The following is a 23,499-nucleotide window of genomic DNA, read 5'->3' as shown; positions in this document are numbered from 1 at the left end:
TCAGGTCAAGCGGAGTCGGTCAATGCGAAGGCGTTTACGGGCGAATCGAGCGCGATTTGCGCTCTTTTCGCATCGACTCGAGCGCGCCAGGGGCGGAGACCGGTTCGATGCAGGCTTGGGGAAGGTCATCACAAGCCTCGTGCATCAAGCCACTCGCCCACGACGGCCGCGAACGCCTGCGGACATTCTTCTTGCGGGACATGCCCGCAGCCCTCGATGACCGCGAAGGTCGCGTCCGGTAGGGCCTCGGCCACGCGCCGACTGTCCTCGATCGGCACCAGCCGATCGGTCTCGCCGCTGACCAGGAGTACCGGGATCGTCACCTCCTCCAGATGTGCGCTCACCGTCACCGGCGCCGAGAGCGACAAGGCCAGCAGCTCGCCCCAAGCGCGATCCCAACCCGCAACCCGGGTGTGAATCCCGAACTGCGCGCGGCGCGCGTCCGAGATCTTGCTTGCATCGGCGTAGGACAGATCCATCAAGGCGCCATTTTCGCCCAACTTGCGCGCGATCAATAGACTCAGACGACGCATCTGCGGCAGACTGGCCAACCACTCGGGCAGGGTCGGGCGCGTGGCGTAGACCCAGGGCGCCACCAGGATCAAGGCCGACACCCGCTCGGGATGCGCCAACGCCGCCTCCAGGGCGAGCGTCCCGCCCGAGGAATTTCCGACCAGGACCGCGCGCTCCAGCCCGAGCGCATCCATCACCGCAAAGAGCTGCGTGATGGCGGCCTCCTTCGAGTAGGGATTCGGCCCATCCCACTCGGCGCGTGCCGGCTTGGCGCTGAGACCATAGGGGAGCTGATCGTAGGCGACCGTCCGGCCCCGGGCGGCGAAGGCATCGAGCACCGGCTGCCAGGTCCAGGCGTTGAAGGTGAAGCCGTGCAGCAGGAGAAAGGCCGTCGCGTCGGACGACGCCCCCGAGACAGCCGGCGACGGCGGCTCGAGATAATGGACCGCAAGCCCCGCGGTCCCCGCGAACGGAATCCCGACGAAACGGCTTTCGGCCGACGCCGCCGCGGCGTTGGAGGCGAGCCCGTCGCTCGGCTTCGCCGAGATCAGAAAAGGCCCGGCAACGACCGCCAAAACGACAAGTACAACGAGACCAGCCAACACCCTGAGGAGAATTCGAAGCATGTCCGTTCCTGCAATGACGAGCCCAATCACGCGCGGGGCGCTCGTCGCCGCCGATGAGCCCAAAACAGACCTCCCGGGTGCAAGCGAATGACGAGCACCGACATTGCGCCGATGGAAGAAGGTCCCTCGAAGGGACTCGACCAGATCTCGTTGCTCAGCAGCGACGAGCGGCTCAAGGGGCGTCCGCGTCTGTGTAGCGACTGCGGCTTCTGCGACAGCAGCCTCAAGCTGCTAATGTCGCAGACCTGCACCTTCGTGCGCAACCAGACCCGCGGCATCGAGCAGCGTCTGCACGGTCGCACCCGCCACGTCGGCGAAGAAGGCCGCTTCGGGATCTATCGCGCCATGTATGCCGCGCGGATGGCACGTCCCAACCCCCATGCCCAATGGACCGGGATGGTCACGGCGCTGGGCGCGCGCCTGCTCGAGCAGGGCAAGGTCGACGCCGTCATCACCACCGCCGCCGCACCCGGGACGCGCTTCAAGGCCCAGCCCATCCTGGCGCGCACCCCGCAGGAGGTCCTGGCGACCGCCGGCAACAAACCTTGCCTCTCGCCGGCACTCGGCCTGATCGACGCGGTGCGCGATCAGGGCATCAAGCGCCTCGCCGTCGTCGGCACCGGCTGCCAGGTCCATCAGCTGCGCGCCGCCGAGGCCGAGCTGGGTCTGGAGCGCCTCTACGTGATCGGCATCCCCTGCAGCGACAACGTCAGCTATCCGGATCTCGAATATTTCCTGACCCAGGTCTCCAAATCGCCCGAGACGGTCGTGCATCACGAGTTCATGCAGGACTTCAGCCTCTGGATGCGCCATGAAGACGGGCACGTCGAGCGCCTGAACTACATCGACTTCCCGATGGACAAGCTGCACGGGATCTTCCCGTCCTCCTGTCTCTCCTGCTTCGACTACGCCAACACGCTCAGCGACATCACCATCGGCTACATGGGTGCCCCGTTCGGCTGGCAATGGGTGATGGTACGCACGCCCACGGGCGAGGAGCTCTTCGAGATGCTCCGCCCGGAGCTCGAGATCGGCGAGCTGACCGAGTCCGGCGACCGCAACCGCGGGATGCCGCGCTACATGGAGCGCCTGAGCCACCCGCCGGGACAGAAACGCCCGCCGATGCCGATCCGCAAGTTGGTCGCCATGCTCCAGCGCACCCGCGGCCCCAAGGGCCTCGAATTCGCCCGCGCCGTCATCGAGATGAAACTGCTGCGCAACCTCAACTACGTCCGCAGCAAGTTCCCCAATTTCGAGTCGCGCGTCGTGCCCCATCACGTCTACGAGACGCTCGAGCCCTACGCCGAGCTTTACGAGCAGACCTTCGGTCGGCCGCTCGCGCCGACGGCGGCGGAGTCTGCGTCGGAGGGATAGGCCGTGCGCACGGCCCGCGGAGGGTGTCGATGCGGGAGGCTGCGACACCCTCCATCCAAGGCTCTGTTGGCAGACTAAAGTGGACCCCGAAAATCGGACAGTAGTTTAAGCTGCCTCCTAACCGAAAGGGGCAATAGGAAAATGGGCGAAGCGAAGCGCAAGACGTACACGGCGGCCTTCAAGGCGAAGGTCGGCTTGGAGGCGATCCGCGGGGTCAAGACGGTCAACGAGATCGGGCAGGAGCACGGGGTGCATCCGGTCCAGGTTGGCCAGTGGAAGCGGGAGATCCAGGATCGGGCGGAGAGCCTGTTCGCGACCAAGCGTGGGCCGAAAAAGTGGACGGGCCGGGGATGCGGACCGGCTCTATGGCGAGATCGGGCGGCTGAAGGTCGAGTTGGATTGGCTGAAAAAAAAGTCCGGGGTGAGCCTGTGAGCGTGCGGCGGGCGTGGATCGAGCGGGCAGTAGGAAAAGGAGCCGGGGGCCTGGCGGTGAGCCGGCAGTGTGCGTTGGCGGGGGTAGCGCGCTCCCGGGTGTATGAAGCGCATGCCGAGGAGGCGGTGGATGCGCTGGACCTGCGGCTGTTGGAGCTGATCGACGCCCAGTACACCGCTCGGCCGTTCTATGGCAGTCGGCGGATGGTGGTGTACCTGAAGGGACAGGGGCATACCGTCAACCGCAAACATGTGCAGCGGCTCATGCGGGTGTTGGGGCTGGCGGGCATGGCGCCGGGGCCGGCCACCAGCAAGCCGCACCCCGAGCACAAGATCTACCCGTACCTGCTGCGCGGGCTGGCGATCAGGCGCCCCAACCAGGTGTGGAGCACCGACATCACCTACATTCGCCTGGAGCACGGGTTCGCCTACCTGGTGGCTGTTGTGGACTGGTACTCGCGTCGGGTGCTGTCCTGGCGGCTGTCCAATACCCTGGAGGCGGGGTTCTGCGTGGACTGCCTGGAAGACGCCCTGCGCACCCATGGCACGCCCGAGATATTCAACACCGACCAAGGCTCGCAGTTCACCGGCAAGGCCTTCACGGGGGTGCTGCTGGACGCAGGGATCGCCATCAGCATGGACGGAAGGGGACGCGCGTTGGACAACATCTTCGTCGAGCGCCTGTGGCGCAGCGTGAAATACGAGGACATCTATCTCAAGGGCTACGCCACCGTGTCCGAGTTGCTGCTTGGGCTGACCGAGTATTTCGCCTTCTACAACGGCGAGCGGCCGCACCAAGGGTTGGGTAACCGCACGCCCGAGGCGGTGTACGGCTCGGGGGAAGGTGGCGGCGCCAGGATCGTGGACCGTTTCGGCTCGGCCGCGGGTTCGTCCCCGGCTGCGCTACGCTCCGCCGGGGACGAACCCGCGGCCGAGCCGGGGCAGCGCCAAGGCGCTGCAATTGAGGCAACCAGCGCAGCTTAAACTCGGCAGAAAACTGTCCTGGACATGGGGTCCACTTTAACCGACCGGGTCGAGATCACCCGAACCACGAATGGCGATCTGATCCTGCACCCGCTGCACGAAGGCCGAGGTCAAGCACTGCTAGAGGTTCTCAAGGGATTCGACGAGGACTTTGTCGCCGCACAGGACGAGGATCGTGCGCAACGGCAGTTGCCGCAGGACAGGGAGGATCGATGCGATACATGCTCGACACCAACATCCCGATCTATCTCATCAAGAATCGTCCGCCGGGCATCGCAGAGCGCATCGATGCCCTGCCGGCCGAAGATGTGTTGTGCATGTCCTTCGTGACCTACGCCGAGCTGTTCAAAGGAGCCGAACGCAGTACTCGGAAACCCGAGGTCCTGCGGCGCATGGGGAGCCTCGCCCGGCAAGTCCCGGTCTCTTACCCGACCGACCGCAGCATTTGCCACCACTACGCAGCCCAATGCACCCGACTCAAGCCTGCCGGGACCCCGATCGGTGGAAATGATCTCTGGATCGCGTGCCACGCCTTGGCCAAGAACGCAACCCTGGTCACCCACAACACCGGTGAATTCGATCGGGTGCTCGGGCGGACGGTGGTGAGTTGGGTCGCGTCGTGAGGGCTGTCCGGGCGGTGAGCACGGAGTTCCGGTGAAAGCTGACTCAATTGCGGCTGGCTTCAGGCCGAGATGGCTATATTGTCCTCAGCGATATCGTTCGGGAGGCCCTGCAGGAGTGGGAGAAAAAGCGAGTGGCCCTATTGGCAAAAGGAAAGACCCGACCCCGATTCCCCGCGATCTAGTCAGCCCGCTTCCCGAGGCGCTGGCACCCTACGTGCCGCAGTTCCGCTATGACCTGCACGACATCTCCGCCCGCAACGACGCAGAGATCAAGGGCGAGCTCCTCACCCGGCTGATCCAACTGGCCTTGCGCAACATCTACAGCGACAAACCCCGCGAGCGCCTGCGCGAGCTGCTGGACCTGATCGATACGGTCATCGACCAGCCCACGGCGCTCGACATCCTGGAATCACTCCTGCGCTACTATACCGAGCGCGCGTGGGTTTTTCGGAAAGCAGGGTGCGTTCCGCGCGCGTCGGGACAAGGCGCGCCGACGAGGCGTAGCGGCCCCTACGGCGAGGAGGTGCAACGCCGGCCCGGCGTGCGCGGGGCGTGCCATGCGACGAAAAACCCACGTGCGCTCGGTATTTGGTCCAAGGTACCCGGCGCCTGGACGAGCAGGACGTGCGGACGTTGCTGATCGAGCACCGACCCGGAGAACCGCTGATGCAGACATTCATCGAGAAATATATCGAACAAGGCGAGCAACGCGGCGAGCAGCGCGGCGCGGCGCGGCGCGGCGCGGCCAAGATGCTGCTGCGTCTCATCGAGCGCAAATTCGGCCCCCCGAGCGAACCGGTGCGCGCCCGGATTACGCAAGCCGATCCCGACACCCTTTTGGACTGGTCCGAGCGCATCCTGGTCGCCCAAAGCCTGGATGAGGTGTTGCATTGATGTGCTCACGCAGGCAACCGGACGGGGACGTCCCCCACTTCTGGTCGGATGTCGCATATCAAGACCTGACCCCATTCCCCCTGTGCGCATGACCCTAGACCCCATTCACACCGTCGGAGGAATTCAAGGATGTTGAACCGCGTCACCTTGGATGAAGTCATCAACACCGCACTGCAGTTGCCGCCCGACCAGAGAGAGATGTTGATCGGTATCCTGCGTCACCGTCAAAACGAGGCACGACGTGACGAGATGGCTGCGGACGCGCGACGGTCAATCGCGATGTTTCATGAGGGAAAGTTGAAGGCCCAGCCTGCCGAGGACGCCATCGATGATCTACACCGGACCCTCGCGGATGCAGAATGAGACCGCTCGTCGTCACGCCCAAGTTTCGTCGCGCGTACCGCAAGCTGGTCAAGCGAGACAGAACGCTGCAGGGCAATATCGATGGGGTGCTCCGGAATCTGCAGACCGACGTTTTTTCACCCGCACTCGGAACGCACAAGTTGAGCGGCAGCCTTCTGGGGTTATGGGCATGCTCCTGCGGTTACGATTGTCGAGTGGTTTTTGCACTACAGCCCGACCCGGAAAGCGGTGAGGAAGTGATCCTGTTGCTCGATATCGGAACTCACGACGAGGTGTACTGACGGCAAGACGAAGGGCTAACGCGAAGTCAGCTCTTCGCGAGCCTTCATGCGGACCCTCCCGGAACAGGGCAGCCCGTTTTCCCGAATGATTCGAGCCTGAAACCTCTTGAACACAACGAAGTGCGCGCAGGATCTCAGCGAAAGGTGTTAAACGTGAGAGCCAAGACCCCGACACCCTTTTGGACTGGTCCGAGCGCATCCTGGTCGCCCAAAGCCTGGATGAGGTGTTGCATTGATGTGCTCACGCAGGCAACCGGACGGGGACGTCCCCCACTTCTGGTCGGATGTCGCATATCAAGACCTGACTCCAAAGTTTCTTCTTAACCCCAAAGTTTCTTCTTGGGCGCCCGGCCCCCTTGCTTTGACGGCAACGCTCGGCATCACGCCGGTGATCGACGCGCGCGAATCGGCGGCCATCCGCAACTTCGCCACGCGCCTGATGGGTCGGTGCCGGCCCGGCGCTTGCCACGGAGCTCCAGTGGCTCCTCGATGCCGATCTCGCGGCGTTGCTCCGGGAGATCGGCGCGCGCCCGGACGCGCTCGCGTCATCGCGTGACGGACGTCCGGTGAATGTCGCGAGTCCGACGCACTCGCGCTAGTGCAACGGTTCAGAAATTCCGAGACCGTCCGAGATCCTCTTCGTTGTCGTAATCGTAATCGTGGTCGTATCGATCGTCGATGACGACAACGAACGGTCTCGACACATCTGACGTGCTGCACCAGGGCGTGATCCGCACGGCGGCCGGCGTCTCGGAAGATGCGCCGGAACCGCGCAGGAATCTCCGCCGAGTCATCTACGCTGACTGAAAGATCGGGGCTGTTCATTGGATTCGCGTCGAGTGTCGACGGACAGCGCGACGTCGGACCGCCCGCGGGCGGCCATCAAGGGAGCAAGACGAAGCTTGCTATTGATCCGGGTTCGTCTAAGCTTCGTCGTTGAGCTGACACGAAACGGATGCACCCGGCAAGGATTTGACCTTGGGTTCCGACCTTGGTTTCCATCGAGCCAGCGACCCGGCGCAGACCTCTCCCGACCAATGTGTTTGCCCGATACCACGAAGCCGGTTACCGAGAGCGTGCGCACCTAACATGTCGGTGCTTCAAGGAGATGTTGGATGAAAGGCTCGGTGTTTCGTTCGACATTCGTCATCGCAGGTACGCTGCTGCTCTGCTGCAGCTCCAGTCTCGGCCTCGCCCGAGGTCCACTCGACGACCTCGGCAGCCAGTCGGTTCCGGCACGCTCCGCCGTGGCGCCCGCGTCTTTCGAAGACCCCAATCTGGCGCAGTGCATCGCCGATCAAGGCGCGGACCCGAGCACGACCTGGCTCGTCTGCTTCGACTACGACATCAGCGCGCTCGGCGGCATCGAGGTCTTCACGGCGCTGCAAGACCTCTTCCTTTGGACCAACCAAATCAGCGACCTCGCGCCGCTGGCCGGCTTGACGGCACTGGAATCCATCGATCTTCATTACAACCAAATCAGCGACTTCGCGCCGCTGGCCGGCTTGACGGCACTGGAATCCATCGATCTTCGTTACAACCAAATCAGCGACCTCCCGTCACTGGCCGGTTTGACGGCGCTGGAATTTCTCGATCTTAGTTACAACCAAATCAGCGACCTCGCACCGCTGGCCGGTTTGACGGCACTGCAAGTCCTCGCACTTTCCGACAACCAAATCAGCAACCTCGCGCCGTTGGCCGGCTCGACGGCGCTGCGGGCGGTTTACCTCTGGGGCAACCAAATCAGCGACCTTGCGCCCTTGGCCGGCTCGACGGCGCTGCGGGCGGTTTACCTCTCGGACAACCAAATCAGCGACCTCGCACCGCTAGCCGGCTTGACGGCGCTGAAAGCCATCTACATCGAAGACAACCAAATCAGCGACCTCTCGCCGCTGGCCGGCTTGACGGCGCTGAAAGTCATCGACATCAGCAACAATCACATCAGCGACCTCGCCTCACTCCCACGCCTGGATGGGAGTGATTGGGGCTATCTCGGACTCGACTCTAACCCCGAGATCACCGACGTGCGGCCCCTACTTTCACAATCATGGATCACCATCAACCTCTTCCGGAATAACCACATTCCCTGCGAGCAACTGGATACTCTGCTCGCCCGCCAGGATCTATGGATCTACCCACCCGACAAATGCGTCGGATCTCAGCCCATCTGCCCCGCCGAGGCCGCGCTCACGGGTCGACCCGTCGCCGACACCTGGCTCGGCGACCTGCGCGCCCTGCGTGACCAGGTGCTCGCGGGTTCCGACACCGGGCGTCGACTGATCGGGATCTACTACCGCCACAGTCAGGAGGTCAGCGGGCGTCTGCTGGCCGATCCGCGCCTCGCCCTGCGGGCGGTGGGTCTCCTGCGGCTCCTGCACTCCGACCTGCTCGACCTGACGCTCGGCATCACGCCGGTGATCGACGCGCGCGAATCGGCGGCCATCCGCAACTTCGCCACACGACTGATGGTCGGTGCCGGCCCGGCGCTTGCCACGGAGCTCCAGTGGCTCCTTGATGCCGATCTCGCGGCGTTGCTCCGGGAGATCGGCGCGCGCCCGGACGCGCTCGAGTTATCGCGTGACGCACGTCCGGTGAAAGTCGCGAATCCGACGCACTCACGCTAGTGGAGCAGTGCAGTGATTCCGAGACCGTCCGAGACCATTGTCGTCATCGACGATCGATACGACCATGACCACGATTACGACAACGAACGGGCTCGACACATCTGACGTGCTGTACCAGGGCGTCATCCGCACGGCGGCCGGCATCTCGGAAGATGCACCGGAGCCGCGCAGGACTCTCCGTCGAGTGATCTACACTGGCTGAAAGATCAGGGCTGTTCATTGGACTCGCGTCGAGTTTCGACGGACAGCGCGACGTCGGACCGCCCGAAGGCGGTCATCAAGGGAGCAAAACGAAAGATGAATAAGCAATCATACGTGGTTCGGCTTTTAAGTATTCGATTGCCGGCGTTGTTGCTCGCGATGCTGATGTGCGGAGTCGGTGCCGGCCATGCTCAAGTCGTCGGCATGGGCGACATCCCGCTGGATCGCGAGACCTACGAGCGTTATCTACAGACTTGGCCGGATCATTTCATCCAAGCCTTACCCACTCGCTACGATGCGCGCGACGCAGGCCTGGTCTCCTCGCCGAAAAATCAAGGTGCTTGTGGATCCTGCTGGGCGTTTGCGAGTGTCGGAGCCTTCGAGTCGCATCTCCTCAAGCAATTCGGCGGCGGTGCATCCGATCTGTCCGAGCAGCAGCTCGTGTCGTGCTACACCGCGTCCAGCGGTTGCTGTGGTGGTAGCTCCAGTGCCTTGAGGTACTGGGAATCCGAAGGGCCGATCCAGGAAAGTTGCGGGCCGTATGTCGAGTCCTCGACCTCGTGCCCGATACAACGCACACAGTCATGCCCGAGCCTGATCGGCTGTGACCAACTCACGCAGCGCGTGGAGAATTGGCACACGATTCCGAACGATCCGGAGCAGATGAAGAGCTCGCTCCATAATCATGGGCCGAGCTATTGGCGCTATGACGTTTATTCCGATTTCCAGACCTTCTGGAGCGCGGCCGCTGCCGATACGGTTTATCGTCATACCGGCGGGGATTATCTAGGCGGTCACGCCGTCTTACTGATCGGCTGGGACGATACCAAGCAAGCCTATCTGTGCAAGAACAGTTGGGGAGCAACCGGCGGGCCTCAGAGAGACGGTACCTTCTGGATCGCCTACAGCGGTCATGCCAATGATCTCCGCTTCCAGATGGCGAATTTCCAACTCACCCAAGGCGGTAGTAGCGAGGATTGGGGCGATGCTTATCGTGCATTGACGAATGACCCGAGCGAGATCGAGACCCTGCGCCGGCTGCGCGATCAGGTCGTGCGTGCTCGGCCGGAGGGACGTATGCTGACCGAGATCCTCTATCGACACGCGGATGACGCCCTAGCCGTCTTGAATCAGCAACCGGCATTGCTGCGCCAAGCGGCTGATCTCGTGACGCGACACCGCGATGCCGTGGCTGATGTGCTGGACGGCAAGTTCGGTGTCCTGCACGAGAGTCGAGAGATCGTCGCATTCCTCAGGCGCTTCGGACGTCAGTCGCCACCGATGCTGAAGCTGCTGACGGCCGCCATCATCGAAGAGATGATCGCGAAACAGGACAGCGGGGAGCCTTACTACGGCTTTTATCTCGACTGAGCTTGGCTCGGTGATGTCATCGTGTCGCGGACCTCGCTGCCTTGCTGCAAGAGATCCGCACACGCCCCGCGGTCTGGCTGATCTGCACCCGCAAAGCCTGGTTGGCAGCCCGCAATTCGTCCTCGATGTTCTGGGTCTCGGTGATATCCTCGGCCAGCGTCTATGTCGTGCTACACCGCGGCCGGCGGTTGCTGTGGCGGTAGCTCCAGTGCCTTGAGGTACTGGGAATCCGAAGGGCCGATCCGGGAAAGTTGCGGGGCGTATGTCGAGTCCTCGACCTCGTGCCCGACACAACGCACACAGTCATGCCCGAGCCCGCGGAGGGTGTCGATGCGGGAGGCTTCGACACCCTTTATCCAACGACGAGGAAGCGCGACGCGCGTAACCGCCTGGAGGTCAAAATCGAGGTTCACACCGCCGATGCAGCTTGAGTCCGGTCGTGACCCTATCGCCGCCACATTCCTTTGCGGGCTGGCGGTTCTGCGATCTACACTGCTCCATCGATGACTACACATGGACATCCGATGGCGCTCAACATTCGCAATGCAGAGGCTGAACGCCTCGCCGAGCGGGTCGTCGCCTTGACCGGCGAGACCAAGACGACGGCGGCCACCCTAGCTCTGCGCGAGCGCCTGGAGCGCCTGGAGCGGGCGTCCGGAAGGTCCCGACTGGCAGATGAGCTCGACGCGATTGCCCGCCACTCCGCCAGCCTGCCTCTGCTCGACCCGAGGTCCTCCGACGAAATTCTTGGCTACGACGCCAATGGCCTGCCTCGCTGACGGTCATCGACCCTTCGGCCCTGCTGGCGATTCTGCATGACGAGCCCGAGCGCCGGACGCTCAATGAGTTGATCGAAGCCGCAACCCAAAGGCGCCTGTCGACCGCAAGCTTTGTCGAGTTGTCGATCGTCATCGAGGCCCGCCGAGGTGCGGAAGGTATCCGCGATCTAGACCTGTTTCTGGCAACCGCAGGCATCGAGCTCGTGGCCTTCGACACAGCACAGGCAGGGCTGGCCCGCGAAGGGAAACCGGGGACCACGGTTGTTTCTGATTGACTCGGGAAACTGCGTTCTGTGCTTGTTCAGTCTCAAGAAACCGTGGTCTGTCCCTGATTAAACCCTCTCCGTCTGGCCGGACGCCAGATCCTTTGCGAATGCTCGCGACGGCCAACCGACGGTTCCTTTCGATCACAACGACTGGAAATCTTCCACGGCCACCTGGAGGATACGGCTCGGTTGTTTGCGATGGTCTGCCACCGCCAGATGATCGGCTTCGATCTTTTTCAGAATGTCGATCGCGAAGTACTGCTCGCCGCAATACTCGCATTCCAGACAGGGGACGTCCTCAACGATGAGGATTTCGTCGCCAATCTGATGGATATAGCGTGTGCGCTTCTCGATCAGGTGCGCGTGACCACAGAAACTGCATTGTTGTGTCATCAGGATCCGCCTCGCTGAAGTGGCGTCTTGAATTTCGGTGGCGTCGGAATGTAGACCGTGATCACGACCATCGAGTCACCTATCATGCCGCAGACGATATGTATCGGTTTACCACCGTCCGAAAACCCAACAACCAGACAACTCTCTCCACGCCCGGTGTCCGGGTACTCCTCAAGGATTCGCCCTGTCAGTAGTGCCTGCTCGACGTCCAGCAGGGACAGCCCGTCATTCTGCCGTTCTCTATCGCCATGTCGATTCTTGCCGATCGAACCAGCGTCCCGATAAGCGGCGCAAGGCTGTCCGGCGGCTCCCCGCCGCCGAAGAGCGCCGGCCAGGCGCCGTCGCGCGGGATGGCCTCGGGAAGAAGATCGAGGCCCAGATCGGCGATCGCGGCCGCGAAAGGCGCGAGCGCTTCGTCGCCGACTTGGTTGAAGACGACGCTGACCGCGAGTCGAGCCCCTTGACGATGCAGATCCGCGACGAGATCGGCAACGGACTCGAGCGCCCACACATCCGGCCACGCCGGGCGGGTGGGGACCAAGAGCCGATCGACACCGGCGAGGATCTCCATCACCTCGGGGCTGACGGTCGGCGGGCAATCGACCAGGACGGCGTCGAAGCGGTTGGCGCGCTCGGCCCAGTCGCGCCAGAGCGCGAACCCGCTGTCCGCCCGCACGGCGATTCCGAACCGGTCGGCGAAGCGCTCGCCCCAGGCCGCCGCTGTGCCTTGGGGATCGGTATCCAGAAGCAGCACCCGCGCACCGGGCGCGGGCGAGTGCCGCTCCGCGTGAGTGCCGGGTGCGGATCCGCCGGCCAGACGGACCGCGCAGCCGATGGCGAGGCTGGTCTTGCCCGTTCCGCCCTTGCGATGCCAGAAGGCGATGCGCGGCGGGGCTAAGTGGGCTGTATTCATGACGCTGCGGCTCGGTCGATGCGGTTCGGATGGCGCGATCGGATCATGGTCGGCTCCCGGGCGCTTCAGTCGATTCGCTGCAACAGGTCGACCCGATGCGGCTTCCACAGGCGCACGCCTTGCGGTGCCAAATGGCGTTCGAAGGCCGCGCGGATCTCGGCCAGGCGAGCGGCATCGAGATGTCGCTCGCGGTGGGTCACGTCGATGAAGCGTGCGGCGAAGCTCTCCCAGTCGGGGTAGATGCCTTCGGATTCGAAGAAGACCTCCTGCACCAGCTCGAACAGCCCTGCATCGACGGCATGCCGGAGGGCCTCGAACGCGGCCTCGCGGACCAGGCGCTCGTCGTCGATCAGGCACATGATGGCGTTGAAATCGCCCCAGTAGACGGGCTCGGAGACATAGAGCAGACCGCCCGGGACCAGCACGCGATGGATCTCGCGCAGCGCTTGATCCATGGCCGCAGTCGGGACATGGTGGAGCGACTTGAGCATGACCACGATGTCGTAGCTGGCATCCGGATCCGCGATCGACTCGGCGCCGCCGTAGCGAAAGGACACCTGCGGCAGATCCGCGATCGCGAGGTTGCGCTCATGCTGGATGTGATCGACCTCGGTCGCCGTGATCCGGGCCGCGCCGAGCCGGGTGGCCAGCGCATGGGTCATGTAGGCGGCGCCGCAACCCAGCTCCAGGACACGGCGGTCGCGCACCTCGATCAAGTTGCCGATGAGATCGATCTCCTCGCAACGATGGTAGGCGTTCGGATCGTTGATCTGCATGATGTGACGTGACTCCTCGGGTAGACGATGTCGATCGGGTCGGTTGTCGGACCACGCCTGCGATCCCTTTGTGCGATCTCTTACGGAGACACGGAGTGCGCAAGGAGGATGCCGTGTTTCTCCGTGTCTCCGTGTCTCAGTGTCTCAGTGTCTCCGTGAGAGGCTTTCCGAGCCGAGACGCGGACGCCGATTTGTCCGAATCGGCGGCGGGCGGCAGGTAGATTACGAAAGCCGACTCGACCGGGCATCCCCTGCGCATCACCTTCTAAGCATCCCGGCCTGATCGCTTGCCGCCCTATGGATTCAACGGAGCCCGATGGTCATGACCGACTTCACCCTGCATCCCCAACTCTTTGCCGATTGCCATCCGCTGGGCCGCTTGTCCGCGAGTCACCTGCTCCTGCATCGCAACGCGGCCGTGCCCTGGCTGATCCTGGTTCCGGAGACCGACTTGAGCAACCTGTTGGATTTGCCGATCGGGCAGCGCGACGCCGTCCTCGCCGACTGCAAGCGCGTCTCGGACTACCTGACGGCTGTTCTGGGATGCCCCAAGGTCAACGTGGCCTGGATCGGCAATCTGGTGCCGCAACTGCATGTCCATGTCGTCGGCCGAAGCCCGGCCGATCCCTGTTGGCCCAAGCCCGTTTGGGGACACCTGGAAACGACCCGGGCCTACACGCCGGCCGAGGTGGACGCCTTCAAGACGGGGGTTGCGGGCGACTGAGTTGGTTTCCGGGACAGTATCTACCAACCCGGGGCGACTGAAGTCGCCCCTTGGTCCGACATCGCCGTGACAGGTCCTGCAGGCTTGCGCAGTCGGGGCGTTTGGTCCCGAAAATCAGCGGTGAGCGAACGCGCGGTTCGGCGCGCCGGGTCATCCGCGAGCCATTGCAACCCGCTATCGCGCGCCGATCAACTCGATCGGGTACCCGTCCGGATCCGCGACGAAGGCGATGATGGTTGTGCCCGCATTCATGGGCCCGGCATCGCGGATGATCTTGCCGCCCTTTGCCTTGATCCGGTCCGTCGCCGCGTAGACGTCGTCGACCTCGATGGCGATATGGCCGTAACCGCTGCCCAAGTCGTAGTGCTCGACGCCCCAGTTATGGGTCAGCTCGATTACGGTCTGCTCCGACTCGGCGCCGTAGCCGAGAAAGGCGAGTGTGAACTCGCCGTCGGGATAGTCCTTTTGACGCAGGAGCGTCATCCCGAGGATCTCGGTGTAGAACGCGATGGAGCGCTGCAGGTTGCCGGTACGCAGCATGGTATGGAGGATTCTCATCCGGGTGACCTCTTGAGTTGTTGTCGAGCCTGTGCCGATATACCGAGCACACGCGGATTTTTCGCCGCATTGCACGCCCCGCGCGGGACGCACCCTGCTTTCCGAAAAACCCGCGTGTGCTCGATATATTCTCGCATCGACCCGGGCCTGCAGAAAAACCGACAAAAAAGCCTTGAAAAACGATTCGGTATTGGGCATGATGCGTCCTGTGCAGTGCTTCCCTGTAGTATTTCGGTTGTTACCCCTCTCCGCGTGACGTGGCAGATCCTTCCGTAATCTCCCGACAGCCGCCTGCATACGTGAAGATGTTTTTGTTAAATCTAGAGAATACAGTAAATGGCTACAGGCACAGTTAAGTGGTTCAGTGACGAGAAGGGCTTCGGCTTCATCGCTCCTTCCGACGGCTCCAAGGACGTTTTCGTCCATCACAGCGCCGTCCAAGGGAGTGGCTTCAAGTCGCTGGCCGAGGGACAGAGCGTCTCTTACGACGTCGAGCAAGGCCAGAAAGGTCCGAGCGCGACCAACGTCGTACCGAAGTAAGAACAGCCTTCAGGTGCCCGTCACCTGAGCTGAAAAAGCCCCGCCAACTGCGGGGCTTTTTGCGTTTTCGGTCCGTTGAAAGTCGGCGGCCCGCCCCTCTCTTTTTTCTCTCTTGCGGAACCCTGCTTTGATCTCCACAGCCAACATCACCATGCAGTTCGGCGGCAAGCCGTTGTTCGAAAACGTCTCCGTGAAATTCGGCGGAGGCAATCGCTACGGCCTGATCGGCGCCAACGGCTGTGGAAAATCCACCCTGATGAAGATCCTCGGCGGGGATCTGGAACCGAGTGCTGGCAACGTGTCTGTCGAGCCAGGCAAGCGGCTCGGCAAGCTGCGCCAGGACCAGTTCGCCTTCGAGAACTTCGGGGTGCTCGACACCGTCATCATGGGCCACGAGGAGTTGTGGCAGATCAAGAAGGAGCGCGACCGCATCTATGCGCTGCCGGAGATGAGCGAGGAAGACGGCATGGAGGTCGCGCACCTGGAGGTGCATTTCGCCGAGCTGGACGGCTACACCGCCGAGGCGCGTGCCGGCGAGCTGCTGCTCGGCCTGGATATCCCGCTGGAGCAGCACGAAGGCCCCATGAGCGCCGTCGCACCCGGCTGGAAGCTGCGCGTGCTGCTCGCCCAGGCATTGTTCGCCGATCCGGACATCCTGCTGCTCGACGAGCCCACCAACAACCTCGACATCAACAGCATCCGCTGGCTCGAAGAGGTGCTGAACGCCCGCAACAGCACCATGATCATCATCTCGCACGACCGGCATTTTCTGAACAGCGTCTGCACCCACATGGCCGACCTGGACTACGGCGAGCTGCGCGTCTACCCCGGGAACTACGACGAGTACATGACCGCCGCCAGCCAGGCGCGCACGCGCCTCTATTCGGACAACGCCAAGAAGAAGGCACAGATCGCCGAACTACAGACGTTCGTCAGCCGCTTCTCCGCCAACGCCTCCAAGGCGAAGCAGGCGACCTCGCGCCAGCGCCAACTCGAGAAGATCAAGCTCGAGGACATCAAGCCCTCGAGCCGGGTCAACCCCTTCATCCGTTTCGGCCAAGACAAGAAGCTCTATCGTCTGGCGCTGGAGGTCGAGGGCCTCGCCAAGGGGTACGACGGCACGCCGATCCTCAGCGGTCTGGACCTGACGGTGGAGGTCGGCGAGCGGGTGGCCATCATCGGCCCCAACGGCATCGGCAAGACCACCCTGCTGCGCAGCCTCGCCGGCGACCTCACGCCCGACGGCGGCGAGATCAAATGGTCGGAGAACAGCACACTGGGGTATTTCGCCCAAGATCACGCGGCCGATTTTTCCGACAGCACCACCCTCTACGACTGGATGGACCAGTGGAAACAGCCCGGCGACGACGAGCAGGTCATCCGCGGCACCCTGGGGCGGCTGCTGTTCTCGCAGGACGAGATCAAGAAGCCCGTGAACGTGATCTCGGGCGGCGAGCAGGGCCGCATGCTCTTCGGCAAGCTGATGCTGCAGAAGCCCAACATCCTGTTGATGGACGAGCCGACCAACCATCTGGACATGGAGTCCATCGAGTCGCTCAACACCGCGCTGGAAGACTACCCGGGCACCCTGATCTTCGTCAGCCACGACCGCGAGCTGATCTCGTCTCTTGCGACCCGGATCATCGAGCTGACACCCCGGGGCGTGGTCGACTTCCGCGGGAACTATGAAGACTATGTCGAGCGCGTGGTCGCTGCGGCATAGGGCGATTTGCGGAACGCACATCCCGACCGCACATGTCTGGAAGGAATCGAGTCCCTGACGCCCTAAACCGCGTCCAGAGCGAGATGCTCACTTTCGAGTGAGCTCGAAGTTTGGTGAATCCACGACCCTTAGCGGGGGACGCGGTTTAAATTTTATATTTTTTAATACTTTAAACCGCGCCGGCTCCAGCGGTTCTGAAATCCGCCGGGGCCGATCCCATCCAAAAACATCGCATACCGCACTGGGCGCGGTTTAAGGTGATTTCCGTAAACTTCCATACCCGTAGGTTGTGCTGACGATAGGAAGCACAACTTGCGCCGACGGTTGGTTGTGCCTCGCACGGCTCGGCACAACCTACGCCCTTGACATGAAGGTTTCCGGAATTCGCCTAAATCGTGAGCAAACCGTCGCAGAATTGTCTTTGTCGTGTTCGTTGTCGTTGTCGTAATCGGATTCCGGACGAACACGACAACGAGTAGAGTCTTCGAGCACTTTACCTGCGCGACAATCGGTTGATGGCGTCGCCATGGTGCGGTGCGGCGCGGCTTCGATCTTCGCAGCCACCCTCACAGCCGACTGAGACTCACCGTCTGCCGAAAGCGGGCCAAGGCCACGGCAAAGGCCAGCGCCCCAAGCCCCAAGGTCGCGGCCAGGTGCGTCCAGACCAGATCGAGCCCGGCGCCTCGGAAGACCACGGACTGGACGAAGGCGACGAAGTGGGTCGTCGGCGAGACGAGCATCACCCGTTGCAGCAGCTCGGGCATGGCATCGAGCGGGGTGTTGGCCCCCGAGAGCATGTACATCACCAGGAACACCGGGATGGACAGCAGCCCGAACTGCGGCATGGTTCGTGCCAGGGTGGCGAGCAGGATGCCGAGCGCGGTGAGCGAGAAGAGGTAGACCCCGAGCCCGAGCACGAAGAGCCCGAGCGAGCCTGCATTGGGCACCCCGAGCAGCCCCTGGACGATCACGACCATGGCGAAGGTGGCCCCCAGGAGGATGACCAGTCCGTTGGCCCAGACCTTGGCAAGCATGATCTCGGCCGCCGTGAGCGGCATCACCAGCAGATGCTCGATGGTCCCGTGCTCGCGCTCGCGGATCAGCGCAGCCCCGGTGAGCACGATGCCGAGCAGGGTGACCATGTTGACGATCTGCATCACGGACATGAACCAAGCCGACTCGCCGTTTGGATTGAAGGCGAGCCGGATCACCGCCCCCACGGCCGGCGCCTCGGCCGGAGAGGATTCCGCGCGATCGCCTCGGAAATAGAGCAGCGGCTCCTCGACAAGCACCCGCTCCAGATAGCGCGCCCCCGCACCGGCCATGGCCATGGCGGTCGCATCCACGATGACCTGCACGGCCGGGCGACGCCCCTCCGAGGCATCGGCCTGGAGACGCGGCGGGATGTCGATCACGAAGGTATAGCGACCCGCGTCCATGGCCGCGTCGATCGCGTCGAGCCCGATCTGCTCGGGTGTCTGGAAATAGGGCGGGAGCAGGGTTTCCGTCAGGCGCACCGAGAGCTGCGAGCGGTCCTCGTCCACCACTGCCACCGAGGCATGCTCGAGCTGGAGCTTCACCCCGCGGGACGGGGCGATGATGGCGAAGGTGAAGGCGTAGATCATCAGGAAGACCAACACCGGATCGTAACGCAGGCTGATCAGCTCCTTGAGCCCCAGGCGGTAGACGTTCGCGAGCCGCATCTCAGCGCTCCCGGGTGCGCAGCAGGGCGAGCCCGAGCAGGAAGAAGGCGAGCCCGAAGGCCGCAAGCACCAGATAGTCCAGCCACAGATCGCCCAAGGTCAGCCCCTTGGTAAAGCTCCCCACGCTCACGTGATTGAACCAGGCGCTCGGAAAGCCGTAGCCCATGATGCGCGCAGGTCCGGTCAGCGCGGAGACCGGCACCAGCATACCGGAGAAGAGGATGGTCGGAATCGTGCTGACGATGGCCGTCCCGAAGACGGCCGCGATCTGGGTGCGCATGAAGGTGGACATGAGGAGCCCGAGCCCGGTGCTCGCGAAGACGAACAGGACCGCCCCGAGCGTGAGGCCGACGAGACTCCCGGCAAGCGGTACCCGAAACAGGAAGAGCGCCATCAGGAGCAGGATCAGGTAGCTCAGGAGCGCCAGACCCACATACGGGAGCTGCTTGCCGAGCAGGAACTCCCCGCCCTTGGTCGGGGTCGCGTAGAGGTTGATGATGGAACCCAGCTCCTTCTCGCGCACCACGCCCACGGCGGTCATGGTGGCCGGGATCATGATGAGCAGCAGCATCAGGATCCCCGGCACCATGGCGTAGACGCTTTTGAAGTCTTGGTTGTAACGAAAGCGTGTCTCGACCGTCACCGGAAATGCGGACAGCCCCGCGTATGCGTCGCCCGCCAAGGTCTCCAGATAGCCTCGATGCACGCCCTCGGCATAGCCGCGAATGGTGTCGCCGCGGAAGGGGATGGCTCCATCGATGATGAAACCGACCTCGGGCCGGGCGCCGCGTTGCACGTCCCGACCGAAGCCCGGCGGGATCTCGATTGCCAAGGTCAGCCGGCCGCTCTCGAGCCGCCGCCACATCTCGGCCGCATCGCCCGGCGGGGCCTGCTCGAAGAACCAGGTCGAGCCGGCGAAGTGCTCCAGGTAGTCCCGACTCGCCGGGGTGCGGTCGTGGTCGAGCACGGCGTAGGCGATCTCGTCGACGTCGAAGGAGATCCCGAAGCCCATCGCGATCATCAGGATCGCCGGCCCGAGCAGGGCGAAGGCGAGACGGATCGGGTCGCGCCGAAGCTCGGTGCCCTCGCGCCGGGTATAGGCCCAGAGCCGTCGCAGCGAAAAGCGCGCGGGCCCGAGCGGCTTTCGGGGCGGCTTGCGCAGCGGCCGGGGGAGCACGGGGTCCTGCCCTATCTCCCGGTCGGGCGCGATCTCCTCGCCCGCGTCCGCCGCACCCTGCTCCATGTAGGCGATGAAGGCGTCCTCCAGGGTTGCCGCACCCTGCCGGGCCTTGATGTCCGCGGGTGTGCCCTCGGCGAGCACCCGACCGCCGTGCATCAGCGAGATGCGGTCGCAACGCTCGGCCTCGTTCATGAAGTGGGTGGAGATGAAGATGGTCACCCCTTGCTCCCGCGAAAGCATGAGGAGCTGCTCCCAGAAGCGGTCTCGGGCGATCGGGTCGACCCCGGAGGTCGGCTCGTCCAGGATCAGGAGCTCGGGCGCATGGATCACCGCCACGGCGAGCGACAAACGCTGGCGCACCCCGAGCGGCAGCGACTCGGCGCGGGCATCGATCACGTGTGCGAGGTCGAACCGCTCGGTGAGCTCAGCGATACGCGCGGGGATGCGCGGCGCGGGCAGCCGGTAGAGCCGCGCATGCAGGTCCAGATTTTGGCGCACGCTGAGCTCGCCGTAGAGCGAGAAGGACTGGGACATGAAGCCCAGACGCCGGCGCAGCGCCGTGTCCTCCGCGTCCACCGGCCGGTCGAAGACCCACGCCTCGCCCTCGGTGACCGGCAGGAGGCCGGTCAGCATCCGCATGGTCGTGGTCTTGCCGCTGCCGTTGGAGCCGAGGAAGCCGAAGATCTCGCCCTTGTGGATCGAGAGACTGACCCGGTCGACCGCCGTAAAGTCCCCGAAGCGCCGGGTGAGACCCTCGGCGCGGATGGCAGGCGGCCCGTCCCCGTCGGGGGTACGAGGCGGCACCACCAGGCGCCGATGCCCGCCGCGGCGCTCCGCGGGGAGGAGCGCAACGAAGACCGACTCCATGTCCCGCTCGCCGGTGCGCGCACATAGCTCACGCACGCTGCCGGCGGCGAGCACCCGGCCGGCGTCCATCGCCACCAAGGTGTCGAAGCGCTCGGCCTCCTCCATGTAGGCCGTGGATACCAGGATGCTCAGGTCCGGGCGACGCCGCCGCAACCGGTCCATCAGCTCCCAGAAGCGGCGGCGCGAGAGCGGGTCGACCCCGGTGGTCGGCTCGTCGAGGATCAGCAGCTCGGGGTCGTGGATCAGCGCACAGCAAAGCCCGAGCTTCTGCTTCATCCCGCCGGAGAGGTGCATCGCCGGACGCTCGGTGAAGGGTGCGAGGCCGGTGGCCGCCGTCAGCTCGGCGATGCGCTCGGCCCGGGTCGCCCTGTCCTGCCCGAACAGACGACCGAAGAAATCCAGGTTCTCACGCACCGAAAGGCTGGGGTAGAGATTGCGGCCGAGGCCCTGAGGCATGTAGGCGATGCGCTCGATCACGGCGTCGCGCGCGCGGCGCTGCCGCAGGTCATGCCCGAGCACCTCGACCCGACCGGACTGGATCTGCCGTACCCCCGCGATGATCCCGAGCAGGGTCGATTTGCCGACCCCGTCGGGCCCGATGAGACCGGTCAGCCGTCCGGCGGTCAGCTCGAGCGCCACCTCCCGGAGGGCGTCGACACCCGGATAGGCGTGGCTCAGCCCGCTCAGTCGGACGACGGGGCCGGCGGCATGCTCGGCCATAGCGATGACCTCGGGGGCGGTAATCTCGATTCCAAATGCTCGGGCCAAAGCGCGTCGGGGCTGAGCTGTACATAGGCGATGCCGGGGAGCCCGGTCTTCACCAGCGTCTCGTAGCGCGCGAGCAGCTCCGGGGCGACCCGCACCTTCACGCGGAAGGCGAGCGACTCGCGCACGCTCTGCGTCTCGACCTGTTTGGGCGTGAACTGGGCGCGCGGGGCGACGAAGGAGACCACCGCGGGGACCACGTACTCGGGGGCGGCATCCAAAACGATCCGCGCCGGCGCACCCAAGGGCACCCGTCCCGCCGCCGCTGTCGGCAGGAAGATGACCATATAGACGTCGCCGAGGTCGAGCAGGGTCAACACCTTGCCGCCCACGCCCAGCACCTCGCCCGGCTCCGCCAGTCGGTAAAGCACGCGTCCACCGCGGGGCGCCTTGAGGGTGCTGTCCGCGATGTCGACCTCGACGCGCTCGATACCCGCCTGCACCGCCTCGATCGCCGCCTCGGCCGCGACCACCTGCACGCGAGACGCCCACAGGGCCGCCTCGGCGCTGCGCACGCCGGTGCGCGCTTGATCGACCTGCTCCTCCGAGACGAATTGATCGGTGCGCGAGAGTCGCTGCAGCCGGTCGAGGTCACGGCGGGCGAAGTCGAGCTCGCTCTCGCGCTGCTCCACCACCGCAAGTGCATGCTGGCGCTCCTGCTCGGCCTGCCGCAGCTCGGCGCGGACCTGGCGCTGCTGGGCCTGCAGGGCATCGGTATCGAGGACCGCGACGACCTGCCCCGACTCGACCCGATCGCCTTCCTGGACCCGCACCTCAGCCAGCCGTCCGGCCAGCTTGGTCGCGACATCCACCTCGATCGCCTCGATCCGACCGTTGCCGACGGCAAAGCCCTCGGGGAGTGCCGCATCGCCCAGCAGACCTCGAACCGCGCCTGTCAGCGTCTGGAGGTTCCCGCCGGCGACGAGCATCCACCCCGCCGTGGCGGCGGCGAGGACGGCGACAAGGATCGCCGCGGCAAGAAGCCAGCGACGGCGTCTGATCATGAGGTCGGCCCGCGTGATCCGGGCGACTGCGCCCGCTCGCCGCTGACGGCGATGAGTGCGGGACAGGCGGACGGTGGCGGCTGGTTAAGGTGTTGGGTCATGGCGACAACCTGGCCAACAGGATGAAATCGCGCACAGATGCGATGTTGGTTCCGGCATAACCGCCAAGCGCGAGCAAATGCGGCTTGTCGCCGGTCACAAGATAGTCGGCCTGGCCGCCCGAGGCGATGGACAACAGATAGTTGTCGTAAGGGTCGGGTGAGGCATCCACCGGCGGGAGCGTCTTCACCAACACGGCAATCTGGCGCAAGTCGTTGACGAGGCGACCGGCCAGGGCCGGTTTCAGGCGGGCCCGGAGCTTCGGATAGCGCGTGACCCGCATCAATTCATCAAGCTGCGGGACCGCCGTCAATAGCGTGAATCGCCCCTGCCGCCAATGGCTGATGAGTTGGGCTGGTCGCGAGGAGTCCATCAACAAGGCGCTGACCAGGACGTTGGTATCCAGTACGACCCGCATGGTTCAGCGCGTGCTCGTCGCGGCTCGGGTCAAGATCTCTCCTGCGTCTCGTGACGCACCGCCTCGGTCGCTTCGTTGATCAGATCTTGCAATGCTTCCGGGGCAAGGTCGGCGAACTGCGCCCGCGTTTCGGAAAGGGTTTGGTCAAACACGCGCCAGCGCACGGCGTCCTCGATGAACTTGGACAGATCGCCTTTCTTCAGTCCACGCTGGGCGAGCAGGCTGCGCACGGCAATGTCGGTGTCCTTCGACACCGTCACCGTCCAGCGCGTGGTGTTGCCTTCGTGCATGGGGCACCTCGGGTATGAAGCAGATAAGCACCTATACGCATAACATCTTAAACCGCGTCCAGAGCGAGATGCTAACTTTCGAGTGAGTTCGAAGTTTGGTGAATCCACGACCCTTAGCGGGGGACTCGATTTAAAATTTTATATTTTTTAATACTTTAAACCGCGCAGGCTCCAGCGGCTCTGAAATCCGCCGGGGCCGATCCCATCCAAAAACA

At 64.0% G+C, this 23,499-nt stretch carries 25 protein-coding genes; 14 read left to right on the top strand and 11 right to left on the bottom strand.

Going from position 1 to position 23,499, the window contains the following annotated elements; all coding sequences use genetic code 11:
• Positions 1-128: 128 nt before the first annotated feature.
• The gene (locus KFB96_RS20305) at positions 129-1,139 is read right to left on the bottom strand and encodes an alpha/beta hydrolase (protein WP_213460856.1); all 1,011 of its coding nucleotides are present in this window, start codon (positions 1,137-1,139) and stop codon (positions 129-131) included.
• Between the two features lie 87 nt (positions 1,140-1,226).
• Here KFB96_RS20305 and KFB96_RS20300 point away from each other — a divergent pair, with 87 nt between their 5' ends.
• The 11 genes from KFB96_RS20300 to KFB96_RS20250 all read left to right on the top strand — a co-directional run bounded on the left by KFB96_RS20300 (position 1,227) and on the right by KFB96_RS20250 (position 11,340).
• Entirely contained in the window at positions 1,227-2,513 is a 1,287-nt protein-coding gene (locus KFB96_RS20300; protein ID WP_213460854.1) for a Coenzyme F420 hydrogenase/dehydrogenase, beta subunit C-terminal domain, read from the top strand.
• 141 nt (positions 2,514-2,654) lie between these two features.
• Positions 2,655-3,929 carry an IS3 family transposase gene (locus KFB96_RS20295; protein WP_300970606.1) on the top strand — a complete coding sequence of 425 codons (1,275 nt, stop codon included), beginning with the start codon at positions 2,655-2,657 and terminating at the stop codon, positions 3,927-3,929.
• A 212-nt stretch (positions 3,930-4,141) separates the two neighbouring features.
• Complete coding sequence (locus KFB96_RS20290) at positions 4,142-4,552, top strand: type II toxin-antitoxin system VapC family toxin (protein WP_213460852.1); 411 nt, start codon at positions 4,142-4,144, stop codon at positions 4,550-4,552.
• Positions 4,553-4,766: 214 nt separating this feature from the next.
• Positions 4,767-5,192 (top strand): hypothetical protein, encoded by a 426-nt coding sequence (locus KFB96_RS20285; protein ID WP_213460850.1) that lies wholly within the window; start codon positions 4,767-4,769, stop codon positions 5,190-5,192.
• Between the two features lie 26 nt (positions 5,193-5,218).
• Complete coding sequence (locus KFB96_RS20280; protein ID WP_213460848.1) at positions 5,219-5,446, top strand: transposase; 228 nt, start codon at positions 5,219-5,221, stop codon at positions 5,444-5,446.
• 129 nt (positions 5,447-5,575) lie between these two features.
• A complete protein-coding gene (locus tag KFB96_RS20275) occupies positions 5,576-5,809 on the top strand; it encodes a hypothetical protein (protein ID WP_213460846.1) in 234 nt (77 codons plus the stop codon).
• The gene (locus KFB96_RS20270) at positions 5,806-6,090 is read left to right on the top strand and encodes a type II toxin-antitoxin system mRNA interferase toxin, RelE/StbE family (protein WP_213460844.1); all 285 of its coding nucleotides are present in this window, start codon (positions 5,806-5,808) and stop codon (positions 6,088-6,090) included. Before KFB96_RS20275 ends, KFB96_RS20270 begins: the two co-directional genes overlap by 4 nt.
• 1,115 nt (positions 6,091-7,205) lie before the next feature.
• The gene (locus KFB96_RS20265; protein WP_213460842.1) at positions 7,206-8,714 is read left to right on the top strand and encodes a leucine-rich repeat domain-containing protein; all 1,509 of its coding nucleotides are present in this window, start codon (positions 7,206-7,208) and stop codon (positions 8,712-8,714) included.
• A gap of 297 nt (positions 8,715-9,011) precedes the next feature.
• Complete coding sequence (locus tag KFB96_RS20260; protein WP_213460841.1) at positions 9,012-10,286, top strand: C1 family peptidase; 1,275 nt, start codon at positions 9,012-9,014, stop codon at positions 10,284-10,286.
• 524 nt (positions 10,287-10,810) lie between these two features.
• Positions 10,811-11,065, top strand: a complete 255-nt coding sequence (locus tag KFB96_RS20255) for a type II toxin-antitoxin system VapB family antitoxin (RefSeq protein WP_213460839.1) — start codon at positions 10,811-10,813, stop codon at positions 11,063-11,065.
• Entirely contained in the window at positions 11,062-11,340 is a 279-nt protein-coding gene (locus KFB96_RS20250) for a type II toxin-antitoxin system VapC family toxin (RefSeq protein ID WP_213461256.1), read from the top strand. Before KFB96_RS20255 ends, KFB96_RS20250 begins: the two co-directional genes overlap by 4 nt.
• A gap of 132 nt (positions 11,341-11,472) precedes the next feature.
• Here KFB96_RS20250 and KFB96_RS20245 read toward each other — a convergent pair whose 3' ends face one another.
• The 4 genes from KFB96_RS20245 to KFB96_RS20230 form a co-directional block, all read right to left on the bottom strand.
• Complete coding sequence (locus KFB96_RS20245; protein ID WP_213460837.1) at positions 11,473-11,724, bottom strand: type II toxin-antitoxin system MqsA family antitoxin; 252 nt, start codon at positions 11,722-11,724, stop codon at positions 11,473-11,475.
• Positions 11,724-11,936, bottom strand: a complete 213-nt coding sequence (locus KFB96_RS27670) for a DUF4258 domain-containing protein (RefSeq protein WP_366931574.1) — start codon at positions 11,934-11,936, stop codon at positions 11,724-11,726. The genes KFB96_RS20245 and KFB96_RS27670 overlap by 1 nt, the downstream gene beginning before the upstream one ends.
• Positions 11,912-12,637 carry a ParA family protein gene (locus KFB96_RS20235; RefSeq protein ID WP_300970601.1) on the bottom strand — a complete coding sequence of 242 codons (726 nt, stop codon included), beginning with the start codon at positions 12,635-12,637 and terminating at the stop codon, positions 11,912-11,914. Before KFB96_RS20235 ends, KFB96_RS27670 begins: the two co-directional genes overlap by 25 nt.
• 65 nt (positions 12,638-12,702) lie before the next feature.
• Positions 12,703-13,413: a class I SAM-dependent methyltransferase gene (locus tag KFB96_RS20230; RefSeq protein ID WP_213460835.1), complete on the bottom strand. Its 711-nt coding sequence runs from the start codon at positions 13,411-13,413 to the stop codon at positions 12,703-12,705.
• A 322-nt stretch (positions 13,414-13,735) separates the two neighbouring features.
• On the opposite strand from KFB96_RS20230, the gene KFB96_RS20225 reads away from it, so the two are divergent.
• A complete protein-coding gene (locus KFB96_RS20225; RefSeq protein ID WP_213460833.1) occupies positions 13,736-14,137 on the top strand; it encodes an HIT family protein in 402 nt (133 codons plus the stop codon).
• A 174-nt stretch (positions 14,138-14,311) separates the two neighbouring features.
• Here KFB96_RS20225 and gloA read toward each other — a convergent pair whose 3' ends face one another.
• The gene (gloA, locus tag KFB96_RS20220; protein ID WP_213460831.1) at positions 14,312-14,695 is read right to left on the bottom strand and encodes a lactoylglutathione lyase; all 384 of its coding nucleotides are present in this window, start codon (positions 14,693-14,695) and stop codon (positions 14,312-14,314) included.
• 336 nt (positions 14,696-15,031) lie between these two features.
• Between gloA and KFB96_RS20215 the strand changes: the two genes are divergently transcribed.
• Positions 15,032-15,235: a cold-shock protein gene (locus KFB96_RS20215; RefSeq protein ID WP_007191453.1), complete on the top strand. Its 204-nt coding sequence runs from the start codon at positions 15,032-15,034 to the stop codon at positions 15,233-15,235.
• A 127-nt stretch (positions 15,236-15,362) separates the two neighbouring features.
• Positions 15,363-16,958, top strand: a complete 1,596-nt coding sequence (locus tag KFB96_RS20210) for an ABC-F family ATPase (RefSeq protein WP_213460829.1) — start codon at positions 15,363-15,365, stop codon at positions 16,956-16,958.
• 566 nt (positions 16,959-17,524) lie between these two features.
• Here the strand turns inward: KFB96_RS20210 and KFB96_RS20205 are convergent.
• The 5 genes from KFB96_RS20205 to KFB96_RS20185 all read right to left on the bottom strand — a co-directional run bounded on the left by KFB96_RS20205 (position 17,525) and on the right by KFB96_RS20185 (position 23,284).
• On the bottom strand, positions 17,525-18,661 hold the full coding sequence (locus KFB96_RS20205) for an ABC transporter permease (RefSeq protein WP_213460827.1): 1,137 nt from the start codon (positions 18,659-18,661) through the stop codon (positions 17,525-17,527).
• Between the two features lies 1 nt (position 18,662).
• Entirely contained in the window at positions 18,663-21,428 is a 2,766-nt protein-coding gene (rbbA, locus tag KFB96_RS20200) for a ribosome-associated ATPase/putative transporter RbbA (RefSeq protein ID WP_213460825.1), read from the bottom strand.
• Positions 21,392-22,477: an HlyD family efflux transporter periplasmic adaptor subunit gene (locus KFB96_RS20195; protein WP_213460823.1), complete on the bottom strand. Its 1,086-nt coding sequence runs from the start codon at positions 22,475-22,477 to the stop codon at positions 21,392-21,394. Before KFB96_RS20195 ends, rbbA begins: the two co-directional genes overlap by 37 nt.
• Before the next feature lie 97 nt (positions 22,478-22,574).
• Positions 22,575-22,994, bottom strand: coding sequence for a putative toxin-antitoxin system toxin component, PIN family (locus KFB96_RS20190; RefSeq protein ID WP_213460821.1), 420 nt, complete (start codon positions 22,992-22,994; stop codon positions 22,575-22,577).
• 29 nt (positions 22,995-23,023) lie between these two features.
• Positions 23,024-23,284 (bottom strand): ribbon-helix-helix domain-containing protein, encoded by a 261-nt coding sequence (locus tag KFB96_RS20185; protein WP_213460820.1) that lies wholly within the window; start codon positions 23,282-23,284, stop codon positions 23,024-23,026.
• Positions 23,285-23,499 lie beyond the last annotated feature (215 nt).

Source organism: Thiocapsa sp. (genome assembly GCF_018399035.1).
Taxonomy (GTDB): domain Bacteria; phylum Pseudomonadota; class Gammaproteobacteria; order Chromatiales; family Chromatiaceae; genus Thiocapsa.
This window is presented reverse-complemented; position numbering and strand designations above follow the sequence as displayed.

Coding starts and splice junctions, on each gene's coding strand:
- KFB96_RS20300 (WP_213460854.1), top strand. CDS start 1,227: ATGACGAGCACCGACATTGCGCCGATGGAAGAAGGTCCCTCGAAGGGA.
- KFB96_RS20270 (WP_213460844.1), top strand. CDS start 5,806: ATGAGACCGCTCGTCGTCACGCCCAAGTTTCGTCGCGCGTACCGCAAG.
- gloA (WP_213460831.1), bottom strand. CDS start 14,695: ATGAGAATCCTCCATACCATGCTGCGTACCGGCAACCTGCAGCGCTCC.
- KFB96_RS20235 (WP_300970601.1), bottom strand. CDS start 12,637: ATGAATACAGCCCACTTAGCCCCGCCGCGCATCGCCTTCTGGCATCGC.
- KFB96_RS20225 (WP_213460833.1), top strand. CDS start 13,736: ATGACCGACTTCACCCTGCATCCCCAACTCTTTGCCGATTGCCATCCG.
- KFB96_RS20305 (WP_213460856.1), bottom strand. CDS start 1,139: ATGCTTCGAATTCTCCTCAGGGTGTTGGCTGGTCTCGTTGTACTTGTC.
- KFB96_RS20280 (WP_213460848.1), top strand. CDS start 5,219: ATGCAGACATTCATCGAGAAATATATCGAACAAGGCGAGCAACGCGGC.
- KFB96_RS20205 (WP_213460827.1), bottom strand. CDS start 18,661: ATGCGGCTCGCGAACGTCTACCGCCTGGGGCTCAAGGAGCTGATCAGC.
- rbbA (WP_213460825.1), bottom strand. CDS start 21,428: ATGGCCGAGCATGCCGCCGGCCCCGTCGTCCGACTGAGCGGGCTGAGC.
- KFB96_RS20265 (WP_213460842.1), top strand. CDS start 7,206: ATGAAAGGCTCGGTGTTTCGTTCGACATTCGTCATCGCAGGTACGCTG.
- KFB96_RS20245 (WP_213460837.1), bottom strand. CDS start 11,724: ATGACACAACAATGCAGTTTCTGTGGTCACGCGCACCTGATCGAGAAG.
- KFB96_RS20275 (WP_213460846.1), top strand. CDS start 5,576: ATGTTGAACCGCGTCACCTTGGATGAAGTCATCAACACCGCACTGCAG.
- KFB96_RS20185 (WP_213460820.1), bottom strand. CDS start 23,284: ATGCACGAAGGCAACACCACGCGCTGGACGGTGACGGTGTCGAAGGAC.
- KFB96_RS20260 (WP_213460841.1), top strand. CDS start 9,012: ATGAATAAGCAATCATACGTGGTTCGGCTTTTAAGTATTCGATTGCCG.
- KFB96_RS20190 (WP_213460821.1), bottom strand. CDS start 22,994: ATGCGGGTCGTACTGGATACCAACGTCCTGGTCAGCGCCTTGTTGATG.
- KFB96_RS20290 (WP_213460852.1), top strand. CDS start 4,142: ATGCGATACATGCTCGACACCAACATCCCGATCTATCTCATCAAGAAT.
- KFB96_RS20215 (WP_007191453.1), top strand. CDS start 15,032: ATGGCTACAGGCACAGTTAAGTGGTTCAGTGACGAGAAGGGCTTCGGC.
- KFB96_RS20295 (WP_300970606.1), top strand. CDS start 2,655: ATGGGCGAAGCGAAGCGCAAGACGTACACGGCGGCCTTCAAGGCGAAG.
- KFB96_RS20230 (WP_213460835.1), bottom strand. CDS start 13,413: ATGCAGATCAACGATCCGAACGCCTACCATCGTTGCGAGGAGATCGAT.
- KFB96_RS20195 (WP_213460823.1), bottom strand. CDS start 22,477: ATGATCAGACGCCGTCGCTGGCTTCTTGCCGCGGCGATCCTTGTCGCC.
- KFB96_RS20255 (WP_213460839.1), top strand. CDS start 10,811: ATGGCGCTCAACATTCGCAATGCAGAGGCTGAACGCCTCGCCGAGCGG.